Raw genomic sequence first — 6,070 nt, forward strand, 5'->3', positions numbered from 1 at the left:
TCTTTAATCATTGCTTAAGTCCTAAATTTCAGATCGGTGAACACTGATGTGTACCAATAAACGCTAGGCAGTCAGCTCTTGACGAACAATCTGTGCGCCTGCACTTAATGCATTTAGCTTGCCTCTTGCAACTTGGCGAGACAAAGGTGCCATACCGCAATTGGTTGCAGGATACAGCTTGTCCGCATCGACAAATTGTAGCGCTTTGCGTAGCGTATTTGCTACCTCTTCTGGTGTCTCAATAGTATTGGTTGCCACATCAATGGCACCAACCATTACCTTTTTACCGCGAATCAATTCAATCAAATCCATTGGCACATGTGAGTTTTGACATTCGAGTGAGACAATATCGATCTTAGACTGTTGCAGTTGAGGAAAGGCTTTCTCATATTGACGCCACTCTGAGCCCAGTGTCTTTTTCCAATTATTATTAGCTTCGATACCGTAGCCGTAGCAAATATGTACTGCTGTTTCGCATTTTAGGCCTTCAATAGCCCGCTCTAACGTGGCAATGCCCCAGTCGTTTACGTCATCAAAGAATACATTAAATGCTGGCTCATCGAACTGGATAATATCAACACCAGCTGCCTCTAGCTCTTTTGCTTCTTGATTCAGAATTTTAGCAAATTCCCAAGCCAATTTTTCACGGCTTTTATAATGACCGTCATATAGGGTATCAATCATCGTCATTGGCCCTGGTAGCGCCCACTTGATTGGCTGGTCGGTTTGCTGACGCAAAAACTTAGCATCTTCTACAAATACTGGCTTTTGGCGGCTCACTGCGCCAACAACAGACGGCACACTCGCATCATAGCGATTACGAATTTTGACCGTCTCACGCTTCTCAAAATTGACGCCATCCAGATGCTCAATGAACGTGGTCACAAAATGCTGACGGGTCTGCTCGCCATCACTGACAATATCAATCCCTGCATGTACTTGTTCTTGTAGTGACACACGTAGCGCATCTTGTTTGGCTTCCATCAACTGCTCACCTTCTAATGCCCAAGGTGACCAGATTTTCTCTGGTTCTGCTAGCCAAGAAGGTTTCGGTAAGCTGCCAGCAGTTGAGGTCGGTAATAATAATTTCATGTGATTCATCTTCTTATTTATTTTTTATTATGTTAATTAGTGAGGATCAGTTAGGCAGCTTGTTGCTTAGCCACATTTTTTTTGGCCGCTTCGCTTGTCACATCGTAGCTTGCAGCCCACTCTTCCAAAATGGCTTGGTAAGGCTTAATGAACTGTTCTTCAGTGAATTTGCCTTGTGTCACTGCCATCTGGCTACGCTCGGCGCGATCATACACAATTTGAGTCAGCGAGTAATCTTGGTACTTTAAGCTTGGTTGATACACTTCACCTGCGCTCGAGTTGGCATTATAAATCTCAGGACGGTAGATTTTTTGGAACGTCTCCATCGTACTGATAGCGCTTATCAGCTCAAGATCGGTGTAATCACCTAGCAGGTCACCTGCAAAATAAAACGCTAACGGCGCAGCGCTGTTTTCAGGCATGAAGTAGCGAACGGTTAAGCCCATTTTGTGAAAATAATCATCAGTCAACGAATAGTCATCTTGTCTGTACTCAATGCCTAAAATAGGATGCTGGTTGGCGGTACGGTAGTAGGTTTTACTGGTTGAGACACTCAAACAAATCACAGGTTTTTTATGAAAACTAGCGTTGTATGCTTCTGAGTTCAATAAGTATTGAAACAGTTTGCCATGCAACTCACCAAAATTATCTGGCGTTATTGATGCTAAATTCTTATCACGATGCTCTGGCAATACCACGCTAAAGTCGTAGTCACGTACATAAGAAGAGAAGCTATTACCAATCATACCGTCAATACGTTTGTTATTTTTATGATCAACTATCGTTGTTTGCAGCGTCTCAATGATTGGAAATGTATGACCATTGCCTTCGACATCCATATCGACAGAAATGATATCGACCTCGACAGAATAACGGTCTGCTGTCAGATTGTCCCAATGCGCCAACGCATTAAAACGGTTATTTATCATGCGTAACGTTTTACGTAAGTTCTCTTCGCGGTGCTCGCCACGTGCCAAATTTGCAAAGTTAGTCGTCAATCGCGTGCTGTCTGCAGGCTGATAGTTTTCGTCAAAACGAATACGCTTAATTGAACAGGTAAATTCTTTACTCATAGGATCTACTGCCTTAATCTATTCTCATTATCTGAGACAAAACCAAATTTGTGTATGGAGTAGATTATGCCCGAATCTCAACATGAATAAAAACGACTTAATTTAAATAAAAGATGAATTTAATTCATTAAGATATTTTAATAGTATAAAGAGTATTGGATAGTATCAGTATTGATTATCTATTTAACTAAATAATTGAATCTCTAGATGCCTGATTTAACTGAGCGTATAGACATAAATAGGCATAACCATATTGCTTTCATATTATCGTAAGCCACATTGACCATCCTATTCAGCGTGCGTCTTGATGTCATTAAACAGACATACTTCATAGCCATAATTCAATCTTCTTGATTAACTATCAACAATAATAAATTGAAGAATTGGAGAAAAAAATGTACACAAGAAGGGCTAATTTTTTGAGAATAAGTATGGCTATCATCGCCACGACTGGTATGAGTCAGCTAGCAACAGCAGCGGATGCCTACCCTGCTGAATTGGTCTCACATGCCCTACTACCCTCTCAAACATTTATCTCTGCTCCAACTGATGCGCCTAAAGATTTGCAAGTCAGTGGTAAATACACTACTGGGCAATTGGTTGAAAAACTGGGCAGTGTTGAAGGTAAATCGGCAGGTCGTCCCACTGGTATCAAGCTGCCGTTTCCGGGACAACCTGTGCAAGGACATTCTGGTATTAAATATATGCCTGATGGCAGTTATTGGATACTGACGGACAATGGTTTTGGTAGTAAAGCCAATTCACCAGATACCATGTTATTCATGCGTCAGTATCGAATGGATTGGGATAAAGGGGTTTTTGAACCTATACAAACTATTTTCTTTAATGATCAGAATAAAGTGATACCTCACCGAATTACGCATCAAGACAGTAATCGCCGCTATTTGACAGGATCTGATTTTGATCCAGAAAGTTTCCAAATCATTGATGGTGATATTTGGGTAGGTGAAGAGTTTGGCCCATGGTTACTAAGATTCGATAGCAAAGGTACTCTTAAAGCCATATATGACACAAAAGTAGACGGAGAGACCGTACATTCTCCAGACCATCCCGCCTTACAATTACCAAGCAAACCCGATGACAATCTACCGTTATACAGTATCAAACGCTCCAAAGGCTTTGAAGGTATGGCATCAGCCCCAGATGGACGTTATTTATATCCTATATTAGAAGGCGCTGTTTATAACCAAAAGCGTCAACAATATGATTCAGTCGATGGTCAGAACTTCTTGCGCATCTTACAGTTTGATACCAAGCGTAATACCTATACTGATAAGAGCTGGAAATACATACTTGATAATAACGAGTATGCGATCGGAGACTTTAATATGATCGATGATACTTATGGTTTGATTATTGAACGAGACAATTTAGAAGGTGTAAGCGATAGAGCGTGCCAAACAGCAGCTGTAGATAAAAGTAAATGCTTTGACAAACCAGCCGTATTCAAACGTATATATAAGGTCAAATTAGACCCTAAAAGTGAGATCGCTGAAAAAGTGGCTTATATTGATTTGATGGCCATTAAAGATACTAAGGCCGTGGCTAAAAAACCTTTAGTAGGTGATAAATTTGTATTTCCATTTTTTACTATTGAAAATGTAGACATTATCGATGAAAGCCACATCGTGGTAGGTAATGATAACAACCTGCCTTTTTCCTCTAGCCGAGACCCAAATCGAGCAGATGATAACGAACTATTATTGTTAGAGGTCAAGGATTTTTTACAGGCGAAATAAATTATCATTAGTGCTTGTAGTAGATCATAATTGAACTAGAAGTTAGAAAGTCTTCAGCTATAAGACACCAAAATAAACCCCTGCTATTTTCAATATTAGCAGGGGTTTTCTATGTATTTAAACAACCATCATTCAGGTACTTTCAGTTCATACATTGACGCTACACATTAGATTGAGTCTTTTAAAGCATCCTCAACGAAACTCAAGCGATCTTGTCCAAAGAACATTTCACCATTTACAAAGAAACTCGGTGCACCAAATACACCTCGCGATACAGCTTCCTCAGTAGTCGCTTTCAAACGCTCCTTGATCTCAGTATCGCTTATACGTGTCATAAAATCAGTGGCATCAATACCCGCTTTGACCAAAGCTTCAGCGACTACCTCTGATGATTCCATATTGAGCTTTTCAGCCCATAAAGCATTAAAGATGGCCGTTAGACAACTTGGAAACTCAGGTTCTCCTAGGTAAGCAGTAATACCTCGCATGAGATGCATCGTATTCAACGGAAAAAATGGATTGAACTCAAACGGTACCTGATAAATAGTTGAGAAGCGCTTAAGGTCTTTGAGCATATAAGCACCTTTCGCAGGCACTGCAGCTGGTGAAGTGTTACCAACGGCTTGAAAAACGGCTCCAAGCAACATAGGTCGCCAAATAATTTCAGCATTGTGACGCTGTGCCATGCTCTCTAATTGTGTCCATGCCAAATAACTGGCTGGACTACCCACATCAAAGAAAAACTCTATTTGTTTACTCATCTTTGCATTCCTTGCAATGTATATTAAAATTCTTGGAGGATTTGTAGTTAGATAAATACTAGAAAGTTTCCATCCACGGGCGTAAATCAAGCTCATGAGTCCAGCTGTCTCTTGGCTGACAATGCAATTGCCAATACTGTTCAGCGATATGCTCAGGATTTAAGATACCGTCTTGGTCTTTGAGTGCATAGCGCTCAGGAAAGTTGTCACGGATAAATGCCGTATCAATAGCACCATCAATAATAGGGTGCGCAACATGTATGCCTTCTGGCCCTAACTCACGTGCCATGCTTTGCGCCAAAGCTCGTAACGCAAATTTAGCGCTAGCAAATGCGGAAAAACCTTTACTACCTCGCAAAGAAGCAGTTGCTCCTGTGAAAATAATCGTCCCTTTTCCACGAGGAATCATAACTTTCGCCGCTTCTCTACCTGTCAAAAATCCAGATAATGTTGCCATTTCCCATACTTTTCGAAAAACTCTTTCTGTAGTCTCTACAATGGAGAAATGCACATTCGCACCGATATTGAATACCACTACTTCAATCGGCCCAATATCGTTTTCAATATGAGCGAATAACTCGATCATTTCTTTTTCTACACGCGCATCACAACCAAATGGCTTGGCTACTCCACCAGCTGCTTCAATATCACTGACTAACGTGTTAAGTTTATCAATACTCCTTCTAGTCACGCATAAGGTAAAACCTTCTCTTGCAAAACGTCTTGCAACAGCGCTGCCAGTGGCATCGCCTGCCCCAATGACAACCGCTACAGGTGCTCTATACATATCTATTTCCTTATAGATTCCTTTTTAGAACTAACAAAAATGTAGCTTTATTTCTGGGTGGTGTCAAGCTGATACATTATTCAACGATGAAGGAGATAGTATGTGCGTTGGGTTGAACTTGCCCAGCATTTTTGCTCGATGCCTCGTACCTTAGCTATTTTCCCTCAAACTATAGGCAAAAGAAAACCCCCGACGCGTGAGCGTTGGGGGTTTATCTTTAGAATAGAGAGCTGACGAACGAGGAGAGCGCCGTTAAAGCAAAGCACCGCTAACTGCGAGCACAGCTCTTGTCTTGCGTCGGGCGAAACGGTGTTTCGATTGTTCCTCCTCAAGGCAGCGCAAGAGATATCTACAGGCATAGCCTTTCGTCTTGCACTGCGGACGACTGTCTGGGAGACAGTCGTTACTCCTTGTTCACCTTTCAATAGGATTTGCTGCGTAGGTTACTAGGAATAAAAGATAAAAAAAAGAGCCACCCAATTAAGGGTGACTCTTTTTAAGTATAGAGAGCTGACGATGACCTACTCTCACATGGACGAATCCACACTACCATTGGCGCAACGATGTTTCACTTCTGAGTTCGGGAAGGGATCAGGT

Annotated in this window: 5 protein-coding genes and 1 rRNA gene; 1 reads left to right on the forward strand and 5 read right to left on the reverse strand. The window is 41.4% G+C overall.

The annotated features are described in order from the left end of the window. Window positions 1–63: 63 nt before the first annotated feature. Window positions 64–1,092, reverse strand: coding sequence for a methionine synthase (locus tag ACZW67_RS01660; protein ID WP_465181912.1), 1,029 nt, complete (start codon window positions 1,090–1,092; stop codon window positions 64–66). Window positions 1,093–1,142: 50 nt separating this feature from the next. Then, window positions 1,143–2,165 (reverse strand): DUF1852 domain-containing protein, encoded by a 1,023-nt coding sequence (locus ACZW67_RS01665; protein ID WP_465181913.1) that lies wholly within the window; start codon window positions 2,163–2,165, stop codon window positions 1,143–1,145. A 431-nt stretch (window positions 2,166–2,596) separates the two neighbouring features. On the opposite strand from ACZW67_RS01665, the gene ACZW67_RS01670 reads away from it, so the two are divergent. Continuing rightward, a complete protein-coding gene (locus tag ACZW67_RS01670) occupies window positions 2,597–3,925 on the forward strand; it encodes an esterase-like activity of phytase family protein (RefSeq protein ID WP_465181914.1) in 1,329 nt (442 codons plus the stop codon). Between the two features lie 167 nt (window positions 3,926–4,092). Here the strand turns inward: ACZW67_RS01670 and ACZW67_RS01675 are convergent, their stop codons facing one another. From ACZW67_RS01675 to rrf, 3 genes are all read right to left on the reverse strand, one after another. Beyond that, window positions 4,093–4,686 carry a DsbA family protein gene (locus ACZW67_RS01675; protein ID WP_465181915.1) on the reverse strand — a complete coding sequence of 198 codons (594 nt, stop codon included), beginning with the start codon at window positions 4,684–4,686 and terminating at the stop codon, window positions 4,093–4,095. A gap of 58 nt (window positions 4,687–4,744) precedes the next feature. Further along, entirely contained in the window at window positions 4,745–5,473 is a 729-nt protein-coding gene (locus ACZW67_RS01680) for an SDR family oxidoreductase (protein ID WP_465181916.1), read from the reverse strand. 508 nt (window positions 5,474–5,981) lie between these two features. After that, a 5S ribosomal RNA gene (gene rrf, locus ACZW67_RS01685) occupies window positions 5,982–6,070 on the reverse strand; the annotation flags it as partial.

The organism is Psychrobacter sp. TPE 89C (assembly GCF_055522395.1).

Excerpts from the sequence above, each read along its gene's own strand:
- ACZW67_RS01660 (WP_465181912.1), bottom strand. The coding sequence starts at position 1,092 with ATGAAATTATTATTACCGACCTCAACTGCTGGCAGCTTACCGAAACCT.
- ACZW67_RS01680 (WP_465181916.1), bottom strand. The coding sequence starts at position 5,473 with ATGTATAGAGCACCTGTAGCGGTTGTCATTGGGGCAGGCGATGCCACT.
- ACZW67_RS01675 (WP_465181915.1), bottom strand. The coding sequence starts at position 4,686 with ATGAGTAAACAAATAGAGTTTTTCTTTGATGTGGGTAGTCCAGCCAGT.
- ACZW67_RS01670 (WP_465181914.1), top strand. The coding sequence starts at position 2,597 with ATGGCTATCATCGCCACGACTGGTATGAGTCAGCTAGCAACAGCAGCG.
- ACZW67_RS01665 (WP_465181913.1), bottom strand. The coding sequence starts at position 2,165 with ATGAGTAAAGAATTTACCTGTTCAATTAAGCGTATTCGTTTTGACGAA.